Origin of the sequence: Bacillus sp. FSL W7-1354 (assembly GCF_038002405.1) — a bacterium.
GTDB lineage: Bacteria > Bacillota > Bacilli > Bacillales > Bacillaceae > Bacillus > Bacillus paralicheniformis.
This window is the reverse complement of sequence record NZ_JBBOCL010000001.1, coordinates 1601727-1626145: the sequence shown is the minus strand read 5'-3', so window position 1 is coordinate 1626145 and position 24419 is coordinate 1601727. Positions and strand designations below refer to the sequence as shown.

21 protein-coding genes, 1 pseudogene and 1 other annotated feature are annotated in these 24419 nt (G+C 45.4%); of the genes and pseudogenes, 17 read left to right on the top strand and 5 right to left on the bottom strand.

Annotated features, from left to right (window positions below):
• Window positions 1-109: 109 nt before the first annotated feature.
• From MKZ04_RS08160 to MKZ04_RS08125, 8 genes are all read left to right on the top strand, one after another.
• Window positions 110-418: a PTS sugar transporter subunit IIB gene (locus tag MKZ04_RS08160; protein ID WP_020452099.1), complete on the top strand. Its 309-nt coding sequence runs from the start codon at window positions 110-112 to the stop codon at window positions 416-418.
• 5 nt (window positions 419-423) lie between these two features.
• Window positions 424-756 (top strand): PTS lactose/cellobiose transporter subunit IIA, encoded by a 333-nt coding sequence (locus MKZ04_RS08155; protein WP_025811183.1) that lies wholly within the window; start codon window positions 424-426, stop codon window positions 754-756.
• A gap of 39 nt (window positions 757-795) precedes the next feature.
• Window positions 796-2112, top strand: a complete 1317-nt coding sequence (gene celB, locus MKZ04_RS08150; RefSeq protein ID WP_341045674.1) for a PTS cellobiose transporter subunit IIC — start codon at window positions 796-798, stop codon at window positions 2110-2112.
• A 15-nt stretch (window positions 2113-2127) separates the two neighbouring features.
• Window positions 2128-3543: a glycoside hydrolase family 1 protein gene (locus tag MKZ04_RS08145; RefSeq protein WP_020452096.1), complete on the top strand. Its 1416-nt coding sequence runs from the start codon at window positions 2128-2130 to the stop codon at window positions 3541-3543.
• A gap of 119 nt (window positions 3544-3662) precedes the next feature.
• A complete protein-coding gene (locus MKZ04_RS08140) occupies window positions 3663-4376 on the top strand; it encodes a GntR family transcriptional regulator (RefSeq protein WP_020452095.1) in 714 nt (237 codons plus the stop codon).
• 245 nt (window positions 4377-4621) lie between these two features.
• Window positions 4622-5611 carry a TAXI family TRAP transporter solute-binding subunit gene (locus MKZ04_RS08135; RefSeq protein WP_341045671.1) on the top strand — a complete coding sequence of 330 codons (990 nt, stop codon included), beginning with the start codon at window positions 4622-4624 and terminating at the stop codon, window positions 5609-5611.
• Between the two features lie 101 nt (window positions 5612-5712).
• Window positions 5713-6231, top strand: a complete 519-nt coding sequence (locus MKZ04_RS08130) for a DUF1850 domain-containing protein (RefSeq protein ID WP_020452093.1) — start codon at window positions 5713-5715, stop codon at window positions 6229-6231.
• A complete protein-coding gene (locus MKZ04_RS08125; protein WP_023855141.1) occupies window positions 6224-8188 on the top strand; it encodes a TRAP transporter permease in 1965 nt (654 codons plus the stop codon). Before MKZ04_RS08130 ends, MKZ04_RS08125 begins: the two co-directional genes overlap by 8 nt.
• 37 nt (window positions 8189-8225) lie before the next feature.
• On the opposite strand, the gene zwf is transcribed toward MKZ04_RS08125, so the two are convergent.
• A complete protein-coding gene (gene zwf / locus MKZ04_RS08120) occupies window positions 8226-9689 on the bottom strand; it encodes a glucose-6-phosphate dehydrogenase (protein ID WP_031304722.1) in 1464 nt (487 codons plus the stop codon).
• 232 nt (window positions 9690-9921) lie between these two features.
• Here zwf and rnz point away from each other — a divergent pair, with 232 nt between their 5' ends.
• A complete protein-coding gene (rnz, locus tag MKZ04_RS08115) occupies window positions 9922-10845 on the top strand; it encodes a ribonuclease Z (RefSeq protein ID WP_023855140.1) in 924 nt (307 codons plus the stop codon).
• A gap of 117 nt (window positions 10846-10962) precedes the next feature.
• A complete protein-coding gene (rpmG, locus tag MKZ04_RS08110) occupies window positions 10963-11112 on the top strand; it encodes a 50S ribosomal protein L33 (protein ID WP_003183271.1) in 150 nt (49 codons plus the stop codon).
• Window positions 11113-11147: 35 nt separating this feature from the next.
• Here rpmG and MKZ04_RS08105 read toward each other — a convergent pair whose 3' ends face one another.
• Window positions 11148-11909, bottom strand: a complete 762-nt coding sequence (locus MKZ04_RS08105) for an alpha/beta fold hydrolase (protein ID WP_003183269.1) — start codon at window positions 11907-11909, stop codon at window positions 11148-11150.
• Between the two features lie 119 nt (window positions 11910-12028).
• Window positions 12029-13099 (bottom strand): NADPH dehydrogenase NamA, encoded by a 1071-nt coding sequence (gene namA / locus MKZ04_RS08100; protein ID WP_095291163.1) that lies wholly within the window; start codon window positions 13097-13099, stop codon window positions 12029-12031.
• Between the two features lie 136 nt (window positions 13100-13235).
• Between namA and MKZ04_RS08095 the strand changes: the two genes are divergently transcribed.
• Complete coding sequence (locus tag MKZ04_RS08095; protein WP_023855137.1) at window positions 13236-14840, top strand: M20/M25/M40 family metallo-hydrolase; 1605 nt, start codon at window positions 13236-13238, stop codon at window positions 14838-14840.
• Between the two features lie 63 nt (window positions 14841-14903).
• Here the strand turns inward: MKZ04_RS08095 and proC are convergent, their stop codons facing one another.
• Entirely contained in the window at window positions 14904-15725 is an 822-nt protein-coding gene (gene proC / locus MKZ04_RS08090) for a pyrroline-5-carboxylate reductase (protein ID WP_023855136.1), read from the bottom strand.
• A gap of 44 nt (window positions 15726-15769) precedes the next feature.
• Window positions 15770-15971 (bottom strand) — a binding site (T-box leader).
• A gap of 145 nt (window positions 15972-16116) precedes the next feature.
• On the opposite strand from proC, the gene MKZ04_RS08085 reads away from it, so the two are divergent.
• Together MKZ04_RS08085 and MKZ04_RS08080 are read left to right on the top strand one after the other, a co-directional pair.
• Complete coding sequence (locus tag MKZ04_RS08085) at window positions 16117-17070, top strand: MBL fold metallo-hydrolase (protein WP_023855135.1); 954 nt, start codon at window positions 16117-16119, stop codon at window positions 17068-17070.
• Between the two features lie 9 nt (window positions 17071-17079).
• A complete protein-coding gene (locus MKZ04_RS08080; protein WP_025811193.1) occupies window positions 17080-17862 on the top strand; it encodes an SDR family NAD(P)-dependent oxidoreductase in 783 nt (260 codons plus the stop codon).
• Window positions 17863-18871: 1009 nt separating this feature from the next.
• Here the strand turns inward: MKZ04_RS08080 and MKZ04_RS08075 are convergent.
• Window positions 18872-19570 (bottom strand): hypothetical protein, encoded by a 699-nt coding sequence (locus MKZ04_RS08075; RefSeq protein ID WP_095291176.1) that lies wholly within the window; start codon window positions 19568-19570, stop codon window positions 18872-18874.
• A gap of 350 nt (window positions 19571-19920) precedes the next feature.
• Here MKZ04_RS08075 and MKZ04_RS08070 point away from each other — a divergent pair.
• The 4 genes and pseudogenes from MKZ04_RS08070 to MKZ04_RS08055 all read left to right on the top strand — a co-directional run.
• Window positions 19921-20403: pseudogene (locus MKZ04_RS08070) on the top strand (MFS transporter); the annotation flags it as partial.
• A 993-nt stretch (window positions 20404-21396) separates the two neighbouring features.
• Window positions 21397-22119 carry a poly-gamma-glutamate hydrolase family protein gene (locus MKZ04_RS08065; protein ID WP_026579336.1) on the top strand — a complete coding sequence of 241 codons (723 nt, stop codon included), beginning with the start codon at window positions 21397-21399 and terminating at the stop codon, window positions 22117-22119.
• A gap of 53 nt (window positions 22120-22172) precedes the next feature.
• Window positions 22173-22682 (top strand): DUF3189 family protein, encoded by a 510-nt coding sequence (locus MKZ04_RS08060; RefSeq protein ID WP_023855132.1) that lies wholly within the window; start codon window positions 22173-22175, stop codon window positions 22680-22682.
• A gap of 459 nt (window positions 22683-23141) precedes the next feature.
• Window positions 23142-24407, top strand: a complete 1266-nt coding sequence (locus MKZ04_RS08055) for an MFS transporter (RefSeq protein WP_095291177.1) — start codon at window positions 23142-23144, stop codon at window positions 24405-24407.
• Window positions 24408-24419 lie beyond the last annotated feature (12 nt).

The following is a 24419-nucleotide window of genomic DNA, read 5'->3' as shown; positions in this document are numbered from 1 at the left end:
ATTATTCAAAATAAATACATACATTTATTTTTAAATGTCTAGACATATAAAAATAAAAAGATATAATAATAGTTGTGTGAAAGCGCTTTTAATAAAGGAGGATATGACGATGAAAAAGATTTTACTTGCATGCAGTTCGGGTATGTCGACAAGTCTCCTTGTCACCAAGATGGAGGAATACGCGCATTCAATCGGTGACGAGGCAAAAATTTGGGCGGTCGGACAGGACCAGGCAAAAAAAGAGATGGCAGAGGCAAACGTCGTTCTCATCGGCCCGCAAATGAGCTTTTTAAAAGGCGAGCTGCAGAAAGAAGCAGAACAGTACGGTACTAAGGTTGATGTGATTGATATGATGGCTTACGGAATGGCAGACGGAAAGAAAGCTTATGAACAGGCGCTCAGCTTGATCGGAGATTGATGATGATGGGAAAATTAAAACTCGATGAATTAACAGGCGAACAAATTTGCTTTCAGCTCATTCTTCATAGCGGAAACGCCCGCAGCAAAGTCATTCAGTCCATCAGGGCATACCGCGCCGGCAGCGTTCAGAAAGCAGAGGAGCTGCTGCACCAGGCTGAAGCCGATTTGCAGCAGGCCCATGATATTCACTTTCAAATGATTCAAAAAGAAGCGGGCGGGGAAAAAAGTGAGTTCTCTTTGCTGCTCTTGCACGCGGAGGACCATTTGATGTCGACGCTCACGATGAAGGAACTTGTGTCCGAATTATTGGAATTATTCAAAGAGAAAAATCTATGATTCGCACTGTATGGCAAAATCGAAGGGGGATAAGAGACCATGTTTGAAAAATTGAGCAACCTCTTGGTGCCGATTGCCGGGAAGCTGAATAACAACCGGTATTTAGGCGTGCTGAGGGATGCGTTTATGCTGGCTTTTCCGCTCACCATTTTCGGATCGATCATTGTCGTTTTAACCAATTTGCCGTTTCTCAATAAAATGATGAGCAAATCGGCGCTTGAAACGTTCCAGTCGGCTTTAAGCATAGCGCCGAGCGCAACGATCAGCATTATGTCCGTTTTCGTCGTGTTCGGGATCGGGTATTATTTATCCAAAACTTATGAAGTCGATGCGGTTTTTGGAGGAGTCGTCGCTTTGGCATCGTTCCTTCTGCTGACTCCGTTTGTATTAAACGGCGAAGGAGGGGAAATGATTCCGAACGTCATCCCGATTGACAGGCTCGGTGCGAAAGGGATGTTCCTCGGAATGATTACCGCCTTTACATCCGCGGAGATTTTCAGATTTTTTGTCCAGAAAAACTATACGATCAAAATGCCCGCCGGCGTTCCGCCTGCTGTAGCTAAATCTTTTGCCGCGCTGATTCCGGCGGTGATGACCTTGTCCGTCTACTTGGTCATCAATATCCTTGTGACCCAAGCGTTTAATACGAATATGCACGATTTAATTTACAATCTGGTACAGGCTCCGCTTGTCGGCCTTGGAAGCGGTATCATTCCGACCTTGATTGCTATATTTTTTACTCAGCTTCTCTGGTTCTTCGGACTCCACGGGCAAATTATTATCAACTCTGTTATGGATCCGATCTGGAATACGCTTTCGATCGAAAATTTGAATAGCTATACCGCAACAGGGGAAGTTCCGCATATTATCAATAAGCAGTTTATGGAAGTGTACACCGTCGGAATGGGCGGAACCGGGATGACACTGGCCGTGATTATTGCCATCCTGCTGTTTATGAAGAGCAAGCAAATGAAGCAGGTCGCAAAACTCGGAGCAGCGCCGGGGATTTTCAACGTAAATGAACCGATCATTTTCGGCCTGCCGATCGTCATGAACCCGCTCATTTTTATTCCGTGGGTGATCTCGCCGATGATCGTCACTTTAATTACGTATTTCGCAATGGCGTCCGGGCTTGTGCCGCCGCCGACCGGGGTCACGATTCCTTGGACTGTGCCGATTTTTATCAGCGGAATGATGGCGACCAATTCGCTTGCCGGCGGCATTCTACAGATTGTGAATTTAGCCGTTGTCTTTATGATCTGGTTCCCGTTTTTGAAATTCATCGACCGGATGAATATGAAAAAAGAGCAGGAAATCAATGCAGCGGAACAAGATCAGACAACGCTAGGACTTTAAAAGGAGATTGATGACATGTCAAAAACAGAACTGCAGCTAGAACAAATTCAATACCGTTTTCCAAAAGGCTTCTGGTGGGGGTCTGCGGCATCCGCGACTCAGACTGAAGGAGCGGCGGCTGAAGGAGGCAAAGGAAAGAACATTTGGGATCACTGGTACGAAAAAGAGCCGAACCGATTTTTTGACGGAGTAGGCCCTGAGAAGACTTCGCGTTTTTACGAGACTTACAGAGAAGATATTCAGCTGATGAAGGAGCTCGGCCACAACTCTTTTCGTTTCTCCATTTCGTGGGCCCGTCTGTTTCCTGAAGGAAAAGGGCGGTTGAACGAGGAAGGAGCTGCCTTTTATAACCAAGTCATCGATGAGCTGCTGGCGGCTGGGATCGAGCCTTTTGTCAACCTTTATCATTTTGATATGCCGCTTGCGCTCCAGTATATCGGCGGATGGGAAAACAGGCAAGTCGTCGATCACTTTGTTTCATACGCGGAAACGTGCTTCCGGCTGTACGGGGATCGTGTGAAAAAATGGTTTACCCACAATGAACCGATCGTTCCTGCTGAAGGCGGCTATTTATACGATTTTCATTATCCGAACATCATCGACTTTCAAAAGGCCGTCCAGGTCGCATACCATGAAATTCTTTCAAACGCCAAAGCGGTCGAAGCCTACCGCAGACTCGGAGGCGACGGCAAAATCGGCATCATTTTAAATTTAACGCCATCCTATCCGCGAAGCCAGCACCCGGCAGATGTGAGAGCTTCTGAAATAGCTGACGCTTTCTTTAACCGGTCGTTTCTTGATCCTGCCGTTAAGGGTGAGTTTCCGCAGCTTTTAACAGATATTTTAAAAGAAAAAGGCTATTTGCCTGTCATGGAAGAAGGAGACTTGGAGCTGATCAAAAATCACACTGTCGATCTGCTCGGCATCAATTATTATCAGCCGAGACGGGTGAAAGCGAAGGAGCACATGCCTCATCCGGACGCGCCTTTTATGCCGGAGCGTTTTTTTGACCATTATGAAATGCCCGGACGAAAAATGAACCGCCACCGCGGCTGGGAAATATACGAAAAAGGAATCTATGATATTTTAATGAATGTCAAAGAAAACTATGGAAATATTGAATGCTTTATTTCTGAGAACGGAATGGGTGTTGAAGGAGAAGAGCGTTTCCGTGGCGAAGACGGCATAATCCGCGATGACTACCGAATTGCGTTTATCGAAGAACACTTAAAATGGGTGCACAGAGCGATTCAGGAAGGAGCGAATGTCAAAGGTTATCACCTTTGGACATTCATGGACAACTGGTCATGGACGAACGCCTATAAAAACCGCTACGGATTTGTATCTGTCAACCTTGACAAAAACGGCGAACGAACGATTAAAAAAAGCGGATACTGGTTTAAGAAACTTGCCGAGAACAACGGTTTTTAAAAAGGACTCGGGCTAAAAGATGGTCTGTTGGGCCATCTTTTTATTTCCGCTTCAAAACCGATATAATGATAAGGAAGGTGTTACAAGCATACAGAATCCTTAGTAATGGTGGTTAAAACATGAGAAAATACGAATATATTTCAAACGAAATGAGGAGGCGGATTCAGGAAGAATACTATCCGATTGATCAGCCCATACCTGATGAGCTTTCTCTCGCCAAAGAATTTTCCTGCAGCAGAATGACGATGAAAAGAGCCCTCGATATTCTCGTGTCAGAAGGCATGCTGTACCGCAAGCGCGGACACGGCACCTTCATAGTAAAATCATCGATTCAGCAGCTTCCCGTCAGTGTGACAGACCGCGAAAACCTCGGGCTGACCAAGCTTCTCGCCAATAAACAAATCGAAAGCCGCATCATTCAATTTGATGTCGAATTCCCTTCAGATGAAGTGGCTAAGCAATTGTCAATCGAAAAGACCGTTCCGGTGTATCATATCATCAGGCTCAGAAAGGTTGAAGGCGAACCGTATGTCATTGAAGAAACGTATATGCCTTCGAATGTCATCTCTGAATTAAATGAAGACGTTCTTCACGGCTCCGTTTACCGGCACATCACCGAGACGCTGAAACTGACAATCGCCGGCTCGCACCGGAAGATCAGGGCGGATAAGTCGAATGCGCTCGACCGAGAGTACTTGGAATGCGCCCCTGACGATCCGGTTCTTGAAGTTGAACAGGTCGCTTTTTTAAATACGGGAGAACCGTTTGAATATTCTTTTGCAAGGCATCGCTACGACAAGTTTGTGTTTTCCAGCGTCCATGTTCGGAAATGAAAAACCTGCATAACCGCGGGTTTTTTGTTTTGTCATGCAATCTTCCAGCACGCTTGTCCTCCGAGGGGATCGTGGGCTACCATCGCTTTAGCGGACGGGAATTTCCGAGGCCGTGCGCATATTCAGAACCAGCTGCTCATAAAATTAACTAAATAATTAGAAATAAAACAATATATTGACAACTAATACATTTTTCGTGGTACGATAGGATTGTTATTTGTCCAACAAGCAAAGGGGGAGAATGAATGAAAAAGTGGAAAAGCTTATCATGGATTGTATTGCTGCTGACGCTTGTCATGGGATTGGCAGCGTGCGGAAGCGGCAATGCATCAGGAAATAAGGACGGCGGATCTGCGTCAAAAGGATCAGAAAGCTACAGTCTGCTGACAGGGGGAACCGGCGGTACATATTATCCGCTCGGCGGTCAATTTGCAAACCTTTGGGAGGATGCAACAGGAGACAAATTTACGACGCAGACTACAGGTGCTTCTGCTGAAAACATGGCAACTCTGCAAAAAAGGGAAGCTGAGGTCGCTTTTTCTCAGACGGACATTGCCACTTATGCCATAGAAGGCAAAGAAATGTTTAAAGAAAAAATTGAAGGAATCAAGGCGATTGCCGCCCTGTATCCTGAAACTGTACAGATTGTAACAACGGAAAAAAGCGGAATCAATTCGATTGAAGATTTAAAAGGCAAAACGGTTTCCGTGGGTGCTGCGGGTGCAGGGGTCAACATTAATGCCAAGCAGATTTTGGAGGTTCACGGGATGTCTTTTGACGACATCAAACCGCAAAACCTGTCTTTTGAAGAGTCGACCGACGGCATTCAGTCAGGCGCGATCGATGCCGCCTTCATCACGGCTGGAACGCCTACCGGGGCTGTCGAAGGGCTTTCTGCGCAAAATAAAATAAAAATTTTAAATATTGAAAAAGATAAGCAGGAAAAGCTGATTGAAAAGTATCCGTTCTATGCTGAGGATACGATCAAAAAAGGCACCTACGGCATCGGGAGCGATGTGAACACGGTCGCTGTCAAAGCGATGCTCGTCGCATCCGACAAGATGGATGAGGACACCGTCTATAAAATGACGAAAGCGCTGTTTGAAGCCGATAAAATCAATCATGCCAAAGGCGAATTTATCAAGCCTGAAACCGCGCTTGAAGGATTGGGCGATATTGAAATTCATCCTGGAGCGGCTAAATATTTCAAAGAAAAAGGGATAGAAAAATCGTAAAGCCGCAGGCAGATAAGCGATGAACAAGCCCGGACAATCGATAGACCGTTGCAATGAAACATCGGTCTATCGTTTTTCTATTCGGCAGGGGATTTGGAAAAATGGGGAAATTTAAAATTGTAAAACGGCTTGTGCCGGCGCTGATCATTGCCGCTTTTGCAGCGGCATGCCTGATTCCTTATCAGACCGCTGTCGTGTTCGAGAAAGAGGACAGCGGCGAGATCATTGCTTTTCTTCCCCTCCAAAAGGAGAAAAGCTTTGATGTGATCTATACGCATTCCATCCATCGGACAGAAGTGATCGAATCGTATGTGTGGGAAAAAAGAATGATTCGGCAGACCGCTCTGACCTATCATGATCCGGCCGTCGGGATGCCGGCAAACGCGGAGCAAGGTGAAAGGCTCGTCATCAATAACGGTGTCTATACCATTTCGGATATGAAGAGGACCTTTCCGTACATTGACATGCGGATCGGAAGGGTGAGGGCGAATCACAGGATCAAGTATTCAGGCGCTGAACATGAGTTAAAGCGGTACATCCGCCCCGGCACATGGACAAGGATGAGTGTCCGAAAACTAAATGTCTTGCAACAACTGAGGGGAGTGAAGATCAATGACTGAGCAGCTTTCGGAAAAAGATCAGCAGGAACTGCTGGAGAAATACGATCCTGAAGCGGGGACGAGAAAGCTCAAAGGGTTGACGGGGGTCATTGCATTTGTCGGCCTGCTCGCTTTTTCTTTGTTTCAATTATACACAGCCATTTTTGGCGTTTTTCCGGCTCAAATTCAAAGGTCGGTTCATTTAGGATTTGCGCTCGGTCTGATTTTTTTATTGTTTCCGGCGACAAAAGGTTTACGGAAGACCGGCAAATTCAAAGTCGCCTGGTATGACGCAATCTTAGCCGTATTAGGAGCGGGCGTCGGCGCTTATTGGGTTGCCAATTATGAAACGATTGTAGGCGGGATCGGATTGATCACGGAAACGGACTTTTATGTCGGACTGTTGGCCGTCCTGCTCGTATTGGAAGCGACAAGACGTGCTGTCGGGCTGCCGATTACGATCATCGCCGGCCTGTTTCTTTTGTACGGCCTTTACGGCTCGTATCTGCCGGGCTTTTTGTCTCACAACGGCCTGACGCTGGAAAGGCTCGTTCAGACGATGTATTTTACGACGGAAGGAATTTTGGGCACGCCGCTCGCTGTGTCTTCGACATTCATCTTCCTGTTCATCCTGTTCGGTTCATTTCTTGTCAGAACCGGTGTGGGGCAGTATTTTAATGACCTTGCTGTGGCGATCGCCGGACGAAGCACTGGCGGACCGGCAAAAGTCGCGATTTTTTCAAGCGCGCTTCAGGGAACGATCAGCGGAAGCTCTGTCGCCAATGTCGTCACTTCCGGATCGTTTACGATTCCGATGATGAAAAAACTGGGCTATAAAAAAGAATTTGCCGGTGCAGTCGAAGCTTCCGCATCTACCGGCGGACAGCTGATGCCTCCCATCATGGGAGCCGCCGCCTTTTTAATGGTTGAGTTCATCGGCGGAGGCATTACGTACTGGGATATCGCGAAAGCCGCGATGATCCCGGCTGTTTTGTACTTTACGGGCATCTGGATTATGACCCACTTTGAAGCGAAGCGCCTCGGCTTGCGCGGTTTAACGAAAGAAGAAATGCCGAACCGCAAGGAAGTATTCAAAAAGATTTATTTGCTGCTTCCGATCGTTTCGGTCGTCGTTTTGTTAATGTCGGGCATTACAGTCATGCATGCCGCTTTGTATTCGATCGTTCTGGCGATCCTGGTCGGTTTGTTCAACAGGGAAACGCGAATGGGCCTTAAAGGGATTGTGCTGGCTCTCGCGGAAGGAGCGAGAATGGCACTTTCCGTTGCGGCGGCAACGGCTGCCGCCGGCATCATCGTCGGAGTCGTCACAAAGACGGGCCTCGGCCTTAAACTTGCAAACGGTCTGCTCGATTTGGCAGGAGGTGCATTGCTGCCTTCGCTCTTTTTGACAATGATCGCCGCTCTTGTTCTCGGAATGGGATCGCCGACGACGGCGAACTATGTGATTACGTCGACGATTGCTGCACCAGCCTTGATTTTGCTGAATGTTCCTGATCTGTCGGCCCACTTGTTCGTGTTTTATTTCGGCATCGTAGCTGACATTACACCGCCCGTTGCTTTGGCTGCATTTGCCGCCGCCGGTGTTGCGGGAGGAGAGCCGATCAGAACGGGGATCAATTCAGCAAAGCTTGCGATTGCCGCTTTTATCATCCCGTATGTATTCGTCCTGTCTCCGGAGCTTCTCATGATTGACGCGCATTGGTATGAAATTCTCTGGGTGATCTTTACCGCATTGTCCGGAATGATCGCCATCGGTGCGGGCATGATTGGATTCTGGATGAGAAAAGTGTTCTGGTTTGAAAGAATAATGGCGGCTGCCAGCGGTCTTCTGCTGATTTATCCGGAGGGCTATTCCGACATAATCGGTCTCGGCATATTCCTTCTGTTGTTCGTTCTTCAGCTGATGTGGAAGCGGGACAAAAGCCATCCAGAAGAAATGCAGGCCTTAAAAGCATAAATAAAAAAACAGCCTTCAATGTGAAGGCTGTTTTTTATTAAAGCGGCCACCAATGAAAGCCGTCTTTTGCGAGCAGGTCATCAGAAGCTTTCGGTCCCATAGAGCCCGCCTCATAGTTAGGGGAAAGGGTTTTGTTTTCCTCCCAGTTTTGAGAAATCGCATCAACAAAACTCCAGGAAAGCGCAACTTCATCCCAGTGGGCAAAGTTTGTCGCGTCTCCGTGCAAACAGTCCAAAATCAGCTTTTCATAAGCTTCAGGCGTGTTGATGCCGTCCCCGCAGTTATGGCAGTAGTCGAGCTTGATCGGCTGGGCAAAAGTGCCGCCTCCAAGCTTCCTTGCGTTTAAATGAAGGGTGATGCCTTCATCAGGTTGAATATGGATCACCAGCAGGTTAGGATGCATCGTGTTGCCGTTTCCGTAATAAAGATTCATCGGAATGTCTTTAAATTGGACGACAATCTGCGTTGATTTTTTCTGCATCCGTTTCCCTGTCCGGATGTAGAACGGCACACCGGCCCATCTGAAGTTGTCGATCAGCAGTTTGCCGGCAACGAACGTTTCCGTATTCGACTCTTTTGCTACATTTTGCTCATCGCGATAAGCCGGAACCTGTTTTTCGTCAACGACACCCGCGTCATACTGGCCGCGCACAAAAAACTGATCGACTTCGTCTTTTCGAATCGGACGAAGGGCTCTGAGCACCTTCACTTTTTCGCTGCGGATCTCTTCCGTGTTCAGCTTGATCGGCGGTTCCATCGCAAGCAGCGCCACCATTTGAAGAATGTGGTTTTGAACCATGTCTCGAAGCGCACCGGATTTTTCATAATATCTCGCTCTGTCTTCCACACCCAAATCTTCACTTGACGTGATTTGAATATTCGAGATGTATCTGTTTGTCCAAAGCGGCTCAAAAATCGCGTTGGCAAAGCGGATGACTTCGATGTTCTGCACCATTTGCTTTCCTAGATAATGGTCAATCCGATAGATTTGATCTTCTGTAAAGGCTTCACGAATTTCCTGATTCAAGGATTTTGCGCTCGGCAGATCATGTCCGAAAGGCTTCTCGATCACGAGCCTTGACCAGCCTGTTGTTGAAGTGACACCCTCTGATTTTAGGAACTTTGCAATCGTTCCGAAAAATTCAGGAGCCATCGCTAAGTAAAACATCCGGTTATTCGGAATATCATATGTACTTTCCAGCTTCTCTAAAAGTTCGTTCAATTCCCGGTATGAGCCGGAATTTGTAACATCAAAAGGATGATAGTAGAAGTGAGATGTAAACTCGTCTACATCCTTTTCGTTTAACGGAAACTTCGAAACCGATTGCTGTACAGTACTGCGAAAGTCTTCATTTGTCCAAGGGCGTCTGCCGACTCCGACAACCGCGAATTCATTCCCGATTTGTCCGTTTTCGTAGAGCCTGTGGATAGAAGGATATAGTTTTCGTTTTGCCAAATCCCCTGTTGCGCCAAATATTACGATAACTGCTTTTGGTTCCATTTGATCTTTTTTCAATTAAACGTACCTCACTTTATTCGAAGCTAAGTTTATTTTCTTCATTTTAAAGCTAATAATCCCTTAAAGCAAACATTTGAGATCGAATCGTATGAAAAGTTTACTGAAAACGGGCAGGGTATTTAGTTGCATAGCATGGCGTGAAGCCGGCGTTTCTTTTTTCTCAGACTTCCTGTATGCTTGTGATAGATGAAGTTTTTAGCAGGAGGAAAGGATATTGGAGTTATTATTTTTAGGAACGGGAGCAGGCATCCCCGCAAAAACGAGGAATGTCACATCCGTTGCATTGAAGCTTTTAGAAGAAAGGCGGTCTGTTTGGCTGTTTGACTGCGGGGAGGCCACACAGCATCAAATTTTACATACATCGATCAAGCCCAGAAAAATTGAAAAGATTTTTATTACCCATCTTCACGGCGATCATGTATACGGGCTTCCGGGTCTTGTCAGCAGCCGCTCTTTCCAGGGAGGAGAAGGTCCGCTGACCGTGTACGGACCGCAAGGAATCAAAACGTTTCTTGAAACGGCGCTTGACGTATCGGGGACGCATGTCACATATCCGCTTGTGATTAAGGAGATTGAAGAAGGGACAGTCTTTGAAGATGACCAGTTTATCGTGACGGCGAGAAGCGTATCTCACGGCATCCCCGCTTTTGGATACCGCGTGCAGGAAAAAGATGTTCCAGGCGCACTTGACGCCGAAGCGCTGAAACAGACCGGAGTCTCGCCTGGCCCTGTTTATCAAAAGCTGAAAAACGGGGAGACGGTCACATTGGAAGATGGCCGGAAGATTCGCGGTGCAGACTTTATCGGACCGCCGAAAAAAGGGCGGATTGTCGCTTTTTCCGGAGATACGAGGCCATGCGAGAATGTGAAGAAGCTTGCCGAAAAAGCCGATGTCCTCATCCATGAAGCAACATTTGCGAAAGGCGACAGGGAGCTTGCCGGAGACTATTATCACAGCACTTCAGAACAAGCGGCGGAAACAGCGCGGGAGTCCTGCGCAAAAGAACTGATTTTAACCCATATCAGTGCAAGATACCAGGGGGAAAACGTGCTTGAACTGGTCAATGAAGCGAAAGCGATCTTTCCTGATACCGTGGCAGCTTTTGACTTTTATGAGCATGAGATCAAAAGAACTTAATTGGCATTCGAAGCTTCTTTGTTCCGGCAATGCGGGACGGGAAGCTTTTTTTGTTGACACGGTTTTAAAATGGTGTATAATAAAGCGTAATCATTACGTTTTGATAAGGAGGACAACATGAGAGTCAAAATTACATTGGCGTGTACTGAAACAGGGGACCGCAATTATATTACGACAAAAAACAAACGTACAAATCCGGATCGCCTGGAATTGAAAAAATATTCTCCGCGTCTGAAAAGGCACACGATACACCGAGAAACAAAATAACAAAAAACCAGCAGAATGTCTGCTGGTTTTTTTGTTTAATTGGCGGCTTGATAAGCGTATGTTTGCTGCTGTGCGGCATACCACACATCATAGATCGCAAGCTGGACGATGTGGGGCTCATCATGATGGATCAAATGCGAACTGTTTTTCGCTTGAATCCAGCCGCTTTGATGCGAAAGAGACAGCAGTCTGCTGTGAAGCTTCAGCCACTCGTGATGAGCCTGTTTCGCCGCCTCCGTTCTTTTTCCAGCCGAAAGGACGAGCAAAGGAACCGAACCGAGGTGTTTCTTTTCCTGCTTCAGAATGTCCAGGCTTTGTTGAAAGTCCTTATGGGACCCTTCGATCGAAAACTGTTTGCTGTAGTCTTCTTTTAATGTTTCCGGAAGAAGAGGCAGCACTGTTTCCTCCTGATCTTCACAAGCGGGATCAAGCAGCACCATGCCGATGACTTCATCGCTGTACCGGCTTGCAAACAACCTTGCAATGACGGCGCCGAACGAATGGGCAACAAACAGGTATGGCGGTTTGACGCCTGCTGCTGCAAGCAGCGCTTTTAGTTCCTTCACCATCTGATCCGCTGTTCTTTTGCTGCTGCTCGGCCCGCTGTTGCCAAGGCCTGCACGGTCGTATGCAAACAAGCCGAGATCTTCGTCTATATCGGGTAAAATGGGCTGCCAAGTCTTTGAAGAAGAACCGTAGCCCGCTTCAAAAATAATGGTTGCGTTCTTTTTTCCTTTTCTCTGCTTTGTGTAAAACATGCATCCTTCAACTGTATATATTCTTTCCGTTATGGTCATAGAGGTCATCCTCTCTCTGTATATGGTGTTCTATTAGGAAAGACGCACGAACAAGGATGTTCGTTTCTCACGAGTTTGAAAAAAAGAAATATCCCGCCTTGAGGCGGGATATCAGCAACTTACCAGGCTCTGTCGTACTGAACAGGTCCTTCAATTTTTGTGTTCAGCTGTTTGGCAGCGGTTTTCGGCCAGTATGGATCTCTCAGCAGCTCTCGCGCAACGAAAATGAGATCTGCGCGTCCATTTTGGAGGATTTCCTCAGCTTGAAGGCCGCTTGTGATCAACCCGACTGCACCTGTCTGGATTTCGGCTTGGGCGCGAATTGTATCGGCGAAGCCGACTTGATAGCCCGGGAAGACGTTGATGTCGGCAGGCACTACTGCACCGGAGCTGACATCGATCAAATCAACGCCCTGTTCTTTCATCCATTTGGCGAAACCGACATAATCGGCGACATCAAGGCCTTTTGTTTTGTAGTCTGAAGCTGAAACGCGTACGAACAATGGCCCGTCCCAGACTTCTTTTACAGCGTCGATGACTTCGCGAAGCAGCCTGTAGCGGTTTTCCGGTGATCCTCCATATTCATCCTCGCGTTTGTTGGAAAGCGGTGATAAAAATTCGTTGATCAAATATCCGTGGGCCCCATGAATCTCAATGATGTCAAAGCCGGCGGCTTTCGCGCGTTCAGCTCCTTTTTTGAAAGCCTGAACGGTTTCTTTTATGTCTTCTTTTGTCATTTCAATAGGTGTTCGCGAATTTTCGTCGAAAGGAAGAGCTGAAGGCCCGTAGATTGTACCTTCGACCTCGGCTTTTCTTCCGGCGTGTGCCAGCTGAATCGCCGTTTTGCTGCCGTACGGCTTGATTTGTGACGTTAATGCGGCAAGTCCGTCAATATGCGCGTCATCCCATATACCAAGATCCTGATCGGAGATTCTGCCCTCTGGGGTGACGGCGGTAGCTTCTACCATGATCAGTCCGACTTGTCCGACGGCGCGGGAGATGTAGTGGGTCATGTGGAACGGCTGCACTTTTCCATCCTTTTCATGGGAGGAATACATGCACATCGGCGACATGACAATCCGGTTTTTTAGTGTAACTCCTTTTAAACTCCATGGTGTGAACAGTTTTCGATTACTCAAATTTTTTCGCCTCCCGTAAGTTTTCGCCTCGATTATACCAATTCTGCCCATTCACGTCATATAAACTGCTCAAGTCATTTCCATATGTAAGAATGTTCAGTACAATAAAGTTGTTCACATTCTATTTTTTACTAAATACGATATTTGCATACACCTGCGGAAAACAGCGAAAGAGGGGGTTTGCTTTGTGAAGTGGCAGACAGTGGAAGAACTGAAACAGCTGCTCATTTCTCTAGTTCAATACGAAAGCATCTCAGGCACGGCCGGAGAAGTGGCGCTTGCGAAGTATATGCATGATTTATTAAAAGACCGTTCGTACTTTCAAAAGAATCCTGAATATTTAAAGCTTCACCCGATGGAAGACGGGCGTTATTTTCTAACCGCCCTCGTCAAAAAGGAAGAGAAATCAAATACGGTGCTCCTCTTGAGCCATTTTGACGTGGTCGATACGGCAGACTACGGCGAATTCAAACATACGGCATGCAAAGTCCCAGAACTCATGGATGTATTAAATGATAAAAAAGAACTTTTGCCTGAACGGGTCAGAAGAGACTTGGAAAGCGGCGAGTGGCTGTTTGGAAGGGGAAGCATGGACATGAAAGCGGGTCTTGCTGTTCAATTTTCGATGCTGGAACGGGCGATGAACGGAGAATTTGACGGAAACCTTCTATTAATTACGGTTCCGGACGAAGAAGTCAACTCACAGGGGATGCTTGAAGCCGTACCCGCACTGAAAGCTTTAGAAGAGGAATTTGGCCTTCATTATACATCATGCTTAAATTGTGAGCCGATGTTTGAAAAACATCCGGGAGATCAGAAGCAATACGTCTATTCAGGCAGCATCGGCAAAGCGCTTGCCGGATTTTTCTGCAAAGGGATTGAGACGCATGTCGGCGAGCCGTTTGCAGGGGTGAATGCGAATTTAATGGTGTCCGAAATCAACAGGCTGCTCGAATTAAACGTTGACTATTGCGAAGAAGCGGATGGAGAAGTGACGCCTCCCCCGGCCAATCTGATGCAAAAAGATTTGAAGGAAGCGTACTCGGTTCAGACTCCTCACGCAGCGGTGTCGCTCTTTAATGTGCTGATGATGGAGCGTTCCGCCGCCGAGCTCCATCACATGCTGCTTGACACAGCCAAGGAAGCGGCCGCCAATATTCAAACAAATATTGAGCGTAAAACGGCCGAATATCAGCGATTTGAAGCATTCACGCCAATGAATCCGACCGTTTCCGTGCTGACGTTTGAGGAGCTGTGGAACAAAGCAAAGGAAAAGGCCGGGAAGTCCGAGGCGGAGCGCATACTCAACTTTGCATTTGCCAACAGGGGGAAGCTTGGAGACCGCGATTTTTCAACGAAAATCGTGTCTGAATTGGCTTCGCTCTGCAAAGAAGATGCTCCGATGATCGTTCTGTTTTACAGTCCGCCGTTTTATCCGGCTGTTTCTTCAAAGGACGATCCTTTGATCCGAAAGGTGATGAAAGATGTGAAACAGTATGCGGCCGACAGGTACGGTATTGAATTTACAGAAGTCCAATATTTTCCCGGCCTGTCCGATTTAAGCTACCTTCAGCTGCAAAAGCAGTCTGTCGATGCGTTCACATCCAATATGCCGCTGTTTCAACACGGCTATTCATTGCCTAAAGGACGAGAAAACGCACTGTTTGTGCCGGTCATCAATATCGGGCCGGCCGGCAAAGACCCTCATAAATGGACGGAACGCCTCCATGTGCCGTTTTCATTCGGAAAGCTGCCCGATATCCTTCGGCTGGCGATACACAAGCTTCTCTAAGTATACGGACGGGGCCGCTTGGGGAAAAATCGGGAACAAGCGAAACGCTGTCTCCCGATTTTTTTAAATTTTGGCCGCAAACATATCCCTGATTTCCGCAGAACGATTCGCCGCTTCTTTGACGCAGGATATGACGATCTGTTCAAATTGTTGGTCGTCAAGCACCCGAAGGCCTGCTTCTGTTGTCCCTCCGGCGCTTGTAATCTCTTTTCTCATGACAGAAGGGTTCCTGCCGGTTTCAAGCATTTGAGCTGCACCTGACATCATATCGATAATCAGCTGTTTCGCCGTTTCTTCAGGAAGTCCCAATTCCGCAGCTGACGCCAGCAGGGCTTCGACAAATCGATAAACAAAAGCGGGGCCGCTTCCGGCTACTGCTGTCACCGCATCAAGGGCAGATTCCTCAACGATTGCAACGCTTCCGATTGTCGCAAAGAGGTCAGCTGCTTCCCGCATCTGCTCTTTCGTCACGAGCGGGCTTGCCGCAAAGGCTGTGGCTGATTTTTGAATGGAGGCCGATGTATTCGGCATGGCCCTTACAACTGGCAGATCAAGCCCGGCGTAGTGCTGGATCGTGCGAATCGGAATGCCTGCAAGGACTGAAATCAGCAGCTGATCTTTTCGCAAATAGGGGCGGAGTGCGGCCATTCCGGCCGCCGCGTCCTTCGGCTTCATCGCCAAAACGAGTGTATCCGAACGGGCGGCGACTTTTGCCGTATCGGCTTCTCCGCACACCCCGTATGTCTCGCTTAACTCACGAAGTCTGGCCGTATTCGACTGATTCGTAACGAATATCGCTTCCGGCTCCATCGCACCGCTTTTGACAAGCCCCTTAATCATCGCTTCAGCCATCGAACCGGCTCCGATAAATCCCATTCGTTTCATTATGAATTCCTCCTTCTAAAAAACAAAAAAACCTTTCCGTCTTCACAAAGGACGAAAAGGTTTCGCGGTACCACCTTCATTAGCATATAAATGCTCAGCTCTTGCCCCGTAACGCGGGATACGTTTAGGTTTGCCTAAGCGCTCTGAGGGCAGGTTCAACATGCAAGCGGGCTGTGAAATCTTTCAGCCGTGGATTTCACTCTCTTTCACCATTGCTTGTTTACTATTCCTCTTCATTGCGTCTTCAATCATTTACCTGCATATATTTGTTGTTCATTATGCTATGAGGAATGATGAAATGTCAACAGGCATTTGAAGCAAAAATGACATGCGCGGGAGAAAAAGGTAAAATATGATCAACATCAATTCGCAGGATGAGGAGAATCAAACGATGAAAGACGCAAGAATCATTCCTATTTCACTGCCGACTCCGTTTGCAGTCGGAGACGTCAACATTTATTTGGTCAGAGGCGAGGCGCTGACTCTGGTCGATGCCGGGCCCAACACAAAGGAGGCGGCCGCCGTTTTGAAGAAAGAGCTGGCCGGCCAGGGACTGTCATTAAACGATATTGACCAGGTCGTTCTGACCCATCATCACGCTGATCACGCCGGACTGCTGGACGAATTCCCCGCAGGGGTCAACATCATCGGCCATCCGTTCAATGAACCGTATATCAGCCAAAATCCCGATTTTATTGAAAAACAAAAGGCCTTTTTTACATACCTGTATCAGCGATTCGGCGTTCCCGGCGATATGAAGCCGCCGGGGCTTACGGTAAAAGCGTCGTACCGGTTTTCCTGTAATCGGACTTTGACAGAGACCGTTTCAGAAGGCGCGCAAATTGACGGGCTTGAAGGGTGGAGGGTTCTTGAGACGCCCGGACACGCCGCTTCACATATTGTCCTTTATCATGAGGAGCTTGGAAGCATGCTCGGAGGAGACTTGCTGTTAAAGCCGTCTTCTTCAAATCCGCTTCTTGAAGTGCCGCAAAAAGGAGAAAGGCGCCCGACTCCGCTGCTGGACTATTTGAAATCGCTCGGCAGGCTGCGGGAGCTTCCGCTCAACATTATTTATCCCGGCCACGGGGAGGACATCACAAAAGTGAATGAGCTTGTCGCCAAAAGGCTGGAAAAGCAGCGAAACAGAGCCGAAGAGGTGTACCGCATCCTTACTGAAAAACCGCATTCACCTTATCAGATATGTCAAAAACTGTTCCCTGCAGTCTATGAAAAAGAGCTGTTCTTAACGATGTCAGAAACGATTGGGCAGCTTGACGATTTGGAATCCCAAGGGAGGATCGGTGCAGAAACGGCCGATGGAATCGAGTACTATTACGCAAAGTAGGTGACGAACATGCAGCAAAAGTTGAAAGAGCAAAACGTGATGATTACAGGGGCTTCAGGAGGACTTGGGGAACGGATCGCATACCATGCCGCCAAGGAAGGAGCCGAGGTCATTCTGGCTGCGCGCAGAAAAGACCGCCTCATGGCTTTGAAGCAAAACATCGCCGATGAAACCGGTGCAAAATGCCGCATAATCGCATTGGACGTCAGCCGGACGGATGACATAAAAGCGGCGTTCCAAGAGGCCGGTCCGGTTGATATTCTTGTGAACAACGCGGGATTCGGTATTTTCGAAAACGCGCTTGACGCTTCCCTTGAAGATATGAAAGCGATGTTTGAGGTCAACGTATTCGGTCTGATCGCCTGCACGAAAATGGCACTCCCGCATATGATCAGGCAAGACAAAGGCCATATTATCAACATCGCCTCGCAAGCGGGCAAATTAGCGACGCCCAAGTCAAGCCTTTATGCGGCAACAAAGCATGCTGTGCTCGGGTATTCAAACAGCTTGAGAATGGAGCTTGCCGAAACGAGGGTCAACGTGACAACGGTCAATCCTGGACCGATTCAAACCGACTTTTTTAAGACGGCCGATAAAAGAGGGGATTATGTCAAAAGCGTCGAGAGATGGATGCTTGATCCGGATCAGGTTGCTAAGAAAGTCGTCTCGGCAATGATGACGAACAAGCGAGAAATTAATCTTCCAGGCTGGATGAACGGCGTCAGCAAACTCTATCAGCTCTTCCCAGCCCTGGTTGAACGAGCAGGCCGGAGCGCTTTCTATAAAAAATGATCGTCTCTGAAAGGAACGGTTTCTAGACTAAAGAGAAAGCTAGAAAGTGTCAGTGGTCCTGATGAATTTGTTGAAATTGCAAAAGAGATTGGAATTGAGAATCTGACAGAATAGCAGCAGAATTATTATTTATACACTATAAATAGAAAAAACAAAAACAAAGTGGAATCATGGGGCACATCAATAGGGGTATTGAAGAAGGATAAATTTGTAAGAAATTTTAAAGATATTAAAAATCTACTTGTCCAAATTGCTGTCCACCAACTAGCCTTGTCATTAACAACATGACTACTTTTTTCAGGGATTGATGAAGCATCACCCAGAAGTTAAAAATCCATATTGTGGTCGATATGTTTTGAAGACTCATAAGGTCGAAGAGAAGTCCTTTTAAAAGGGCTTTTTTTATGTGTAATTTTTTTGATTACATTTTGGATAGTCATAATAGAACTTACATTCGGAATGAGGTGAATAATTTTGAGAGCCTGTAATTTCGAACTTGAAAATGCCATTCATGAAAAAATTATAATTGCCTCTGTGTCCATGCGATAGAACAAGAATTTATAAAGCTGAAGCAAGTGGCAACAAGAAAATAGAGGAACATTATCAGCTCAAATTAAAAGAACTGTTTTCCCAAAGAAAATAAACGATTATTTGAGAAAAGAAAATGTCAAAATACAAGAGGTTGTTATGTGATGGCATGTTTGTAAAATATCCATATTATATTAGGAGCAAGGAAGGGGGCATAAAAGAAGGGGAGGCGATGTATTGGAAAGCTGCCTTAAAATTGCAGATGATAAGGAAACTAAATCATCTTTGAGATGCGAGTATCTCATGTTTTAGGTAGCCAAAAAAGCAGAGATGTGGAAACACCTCTGCCATTCATTTTATGCAGCAGCAGTTTGATAATAAGCGATTATCCCTACCGCTAATAATACAATCATTACTGCCAGAATAGACCACAAGATGGTTTTTGCTTTTTTGGACATTGGTTTCACCTCACAGTCGCCGATTAATCAAGCCTGGTTTTTTTGTAAGTCCTCTTTCCATTTTTGTCGCCAACAGCTTTAAGATGCACATTCCCTAATTGCACCGCAAAATCTTTAAGTGGCCCAATCCGATAAAAGAAGCTTCCTGTGACAGCTGCCTTATTGTCACCTGTTACCCAAGCATTTTTGCCACCTGGGTTTAATTCTGTTCTGACGACAGGATTCCAGTTTCGAACGACATAAGCGCTACTAGAGTTAATTTTTTTCACTTTACCTTTAGTAACACTATAGTTTACTGAGACCCTATATGTAGTTACAGGTGCTCCAAAAAATTTAACTGAATCTGTGTAAGAAACTGACTTATTTGCTTGAGGTTTCGCAATAATATCCTCTTCTTCATTTACTTCTGTATTTACAGTTAAAGCATTTGTGTCAAACTTGGTAAGATTGTCAACAAACTTCTGTTGACCTTCTTTCGGCATCGCCTTAAATTGGTTTAATACATTTTGTGCATCAAACACTGCGGAAGAAACATATTCTGGTGAAACTCCACCATTTATGGCATCTTCTTCACTATAGTTGGCCAGGTAATTGATATAGTCCTCTATAGTGTATTTAAACGCTGTATCGTTGGCGTGGACCTCTGCGGCCGATATTTGACTTGGCATCGTCAATCCAATTGTAGCAAAAACAGCAACAAAAAACAGGATCAATTTCCTCATTTTTCCTCTCCCTCTCAAGCTTTTTTCCAAGGATTATGACCTACACCGTATCACCTATACTTCTGATTAATTTGCCCCTATATCCACCCCCTTTACCTAAAGGTTAACAAACAATACTCCAAAAATAAACAGTTTTTGATTAAAATAGGTAATTAAATATCAATATTTTGAAAATATGTCAGTATTAAAGTCTTGATCCGATTTCAGTGAATGTGGTAAATGTCTAGCAATCTTGACATATATGAAATTATTTCAAATCAAAACCATGATTGACTAATGACAAATATATGGATATTGTATTAAAATGAATAACTGTAAAATTGAGGTATTGATGTAAGGGGGACAAAAATATGCAGAAAAGCAACAGCTTGTGGCAAAAAAACTTCACCTTTTTATTCGGCTCCAAAATGGTGAAGATAACCGCAGACAGTTTTGCGTTTAGCACTATTCTGTGGTTTTTAATTTTAGATGGCAAGGGGGCTATCGGTACTGCTTTTTTGATATCTGTAAGCTTTCTTCCTCAAGCGATTTTGGGGCCGATCATCACGCCACTGATGAAAACAGCTACATTAAAGTTCTGGATGTTCTTCTCAGATTTGACCAGAGCATCAATAATGCTAATCATTCCAATATGTTATTTTAATGGCTTTTCTCCTTTGTGGTTTATTATATTTCTAATGCTTATACATTCTGCAACAGGAGCTTTATATGATCCAGCTTCTGTATCCTTAATTCCGAAAATTGTGAAAGAGGATATTATCCAAAAAGCCAATGCAACAATTCAGTCATCTGGCCAAGTTGTAAGATTGGCCGCGGTAACACAGCTTGGTATTGGTAGGTGTTGACTCCAAATATTAAACCGAGAATTATTAACCCAATCCCAATAAGCCCTTTGAATCTCTCCATATTCCCCTCCCTTTTTCCTTCCTCTTTTTCCATTTTTTATTTTACTTCCCTTTCCATTAAAACTCAAGGCGTTTTAACACAATTAGGAATTAAAACCAATATACTCCTTCAATATATCATGAGTATTTAAACTCTGGGATTAGCCATCTAAACAATAGCCCATTGTTAGATCTTATAGATCAAAAGTTCTTTCAGGAAAGTTTGCATAGATTTAGGTTAAGTTTACAAAGAAAGAGATCAATTGTTAAGATCTGATCTCTTTCTTTTAACATAATGTCAGCTAATATAATTCTTAGGATTTCACATACAGCATTTTTATTAGAAACAACATAGTCGCATTTGCTGCTTGCAGCATAGTCTATGTTGGCCCGATCAAGAGTGCACGGATCTCCTCTTTATTCCTATCTTGTTGAATTTTCGTGACTCCAGATCTTGTAAAGGGGTATGTATAAAGATCCCAAACAGTTTAGTCTCTTGAATAGCCCTCTATTTTTTTAATTCCTTCGGAACGGAATCGTCCGTTTCTTTTTTATTTGCATTTTTTTAGATGATCTCCTGTCAGAGAGGCTCAAAATATCATATAAAGACAGGGAGACTTTGTCCCTCTTCAAACCGCTGCACCGAACCTGTGCTTCCTTCTATAGGCTTTGCTTGATCTGAAGGCACCTGTCCCGTCTGAGGCAATCGATATAAAAATACTGTATGCCGAAAGATTCCGTGCTTCCGGGAACACGTGCCGGCCGCTGATGAAAAATAAGGTAAAGGTCGCTTTCGTTATGCTGTTCTTCTTATATAAAATGGCAACTGGGTGACGAAAAGGAGTAATATTTTACCATTTATTGAAATTCTCTCATCCCGGCCGAAACATGATATCACGTGATACTCGCAACAAAATACACGATAAAAGGAGTTTCTTAACGGTGCAGGAAGAATGGAACCCATTGATGAAAAATCGTTGCATCATCTGGTTAGTCACGGGGATTTGCTTAACGGTCATCTTTCAATTTCCGCTGCAGAGCGTCGCTTCATCTGCAGACAAATACGCCAATTTTGCCGAGCTTGCCGAACATGAAACAGAAGGAGAAGATTATCAAATCGAATATACAGACATGGGCACCGAACTGCTGATTCTTTCGCCGCACGGCGGAGGAATCGAAGGAGGTGTCAGTGAACTTGTCCGCGCCTTCAGCGCCGATTATTCCACTTACTTATTCGAAGGAATCAAACCCTCGCAAAACTGGGATCTTCACATCACAAGCAATCATTTTGATGAACCGCAGGCCGTCAAAGCGGTCAAAGAGCACAACTATACGCTGGCTTTTCATGGATATCATGACATCGTTGAACATACGCTTGTGGGAGGAACGGATACCGGAGGGGCGAAAGCGATTGTCAGAGCGCTGCACAACCAAGGTTTTTCAGCGGAGCTGGTCAGCCCAAGCCACCGGCTTGCAGGGGGAAATCCCGAAAATATCAATAATCAATGCAAAACAGGTCAAAGCATTCAATTGGAAATCAGCACGCCTCAACGAGAGGCTTTTTTTTCGGAGTTCGGCCTGTGGACGCGGGCAAGTTCTAAAAATGAGACGTTCCAAACGTATGTCTCAGCTGTTAAAGAAGTTTTGGAAACGCGGTATAAATAAGATTGTATATTTGGGTCACATTAAAACTAAAGACATTTAAGAGGGTGAGTATGTTGATCTATATATACAACTGTTACGGCGGCACTCATTCTTCTGCACTTGCCGCCGCTTATCATCTGAAAAAGCTCCCATTCAGCAGAAAACCGTCGAAAAACGAAATTTTAAGTACCGACTGTTTTAATCAATTAAGTCCGAAGGAAATGGGGAAATTAATCTTTCACGGTCTTGATGAAGAAGGCCACCAGGTGTACACGATCGGCAGAGGATCATCAAAAGCGGTCATTCCAGCCATGCTGGGCGTTTTTGAGCTGTTTGAAAAAAACGGAAAACTGCAGGAAAAAGTCGTTTTTTCAAACACGTCTCCGACTGTGCCCATTGCGATGACATTCGGCGGTTTATTTTCAAGAAGGCTGAAAATCGATCCGATCGGGGTTCCTTTGCTGGTGCTCGGAGCGCAGCAGGCATACAAAGACATCATCAAACTGGTGCAGCAAACAAAAGACCGTTCAAAAACGACTTCTTCGGTGATCGAAGTGCTGGATAACAATTTCATAAAAAAATGAACATCTAAACAGCTTCCAGTATGATGAGTCTTTCGGCTTCCATATTGGAAGCGTTTTTTTATTTTTTAAATATAGTAATTGTTTTTTAAAAAGGACATTTTCTAAAAAATTGAATATAAGATAGAGGATATTGTTGAAATAGGACGAATCTATAACCTTAGAATTACTTTTCATAAATTTACTTCTTTGTAAATTTGAAGGGTAGAGATCAAGGATTTCCCTTCCACTTTGCTAGAGAATACTATCTGAAAGAAGAAACGGGGGGTTAAAAAGACGGCTGCAATCGTTATGAGAAGCAGCGATTTTATATTGGGAAATTCAATCTGTGACACTTTAAATGATAGAAGTGTAGTTTTGAAAATGAAAATCAGCGTGATAAGAGGCGGAAAATTAGAATGATGTTCTTTTTTTAGAATAACAAATGGAGCCGTCTGTCTCAATACAAATTAGGAGGCGCCTATGAAAAAAATGTTTTCTATTTTTCAAAATAAAAATTATGCGCTGCTGTTCTTCGCATCCTTTACCTCACAAATGGGAGGGATCATCGGACTCACTGCCCTCTTGTTTTACCTGCTAGACCGTTTTTCCAATCAGCCTGCATATGCCACAATGACCGAGCTGATGCTGTCATTGCCTACATTGGCTGTATTTTTCCTCGTCGGTGTTTTCGCGGATAAGTTTGACCGGCAGAAAATCGCCAAAAACTGCGATTGGATCTGTATGGGACTATCGATTGTATTACTGCTGTCTCTCTATCTTGAATGGATGCCGTTTACATTTGCCGTTCTTTTTTTAAGAAATGCCGTTAAAAGTTTTTTCACCCCTGCCCAAACTTCTCTTATTCAAGGAATATTATCTGAAAACGAATATTCGCTGGCCGTCGGATTGAATCAAATGGTAGCCAGTTTATTTATGCTGTTCGGAAACGGGCTTGGCGTATTTTGTTATTGGACGCTTGGAGTTGAAGGAGCCGTTATGGTTGATGCAGCCAGCTTCGCACTGAGCGGGCTTTTAATTCAAGCCTGCCGGATTTCCGATGCCGTCCGCATGCCAAATGGAAAACATTCCATTAGACAGCTGAATATCGCTGGTATATGGAAAGATTTCACACTTGGTTTTACTTATATTCTCAACCATAAATTGCTGCTTGCCCTCGTGTCCGGATTCGTCCTTTTCGGAGTTGTCAATGGGGGGCTCTCGGTCATGCAGGTGTTTATATTAAAATACAAGCTTGCACCTGTAAACTATGAAGAGATGTCGATTGTACTCGGCATTGTTTTCGGTGCGGGGTTTTTGGCGGGGAGCATCGCCGCATCCTTGCTTTCTCAAAAATTGAAGCTTTATCAACTTTTGATCCTAGCGCTGATTGTTTGCGGATGTGCCACGATTTCCGGCTCCCTGGTTAAAAGTTTGTGGCTGTATATGGTCTGCTCCTGCTTTATCGCGGTTTCGCTTCCAAGCATCAACGTTGCCATCGGAGGGTGGATACCAAACATCGTCAATCCGAAAATGATGGGTAGGGTGCAGGGATGGATTCATCCGCTTATGATGCTCTCACAGTCGCTGACCCTTCTGTTTATTGCGTGGCTTTACCCGGCATGGATCGCGCTTGAAAGCCTGTATTGGCTAGTCGGGGGAAGCCTGATTGCTGTTGGCGTTTTCTACATGATTATCCTTCCGAAGTTTTTAGCGCTGAATCGGACGGCTGACGTATCTGTCGATTAACGGCTTATTCAC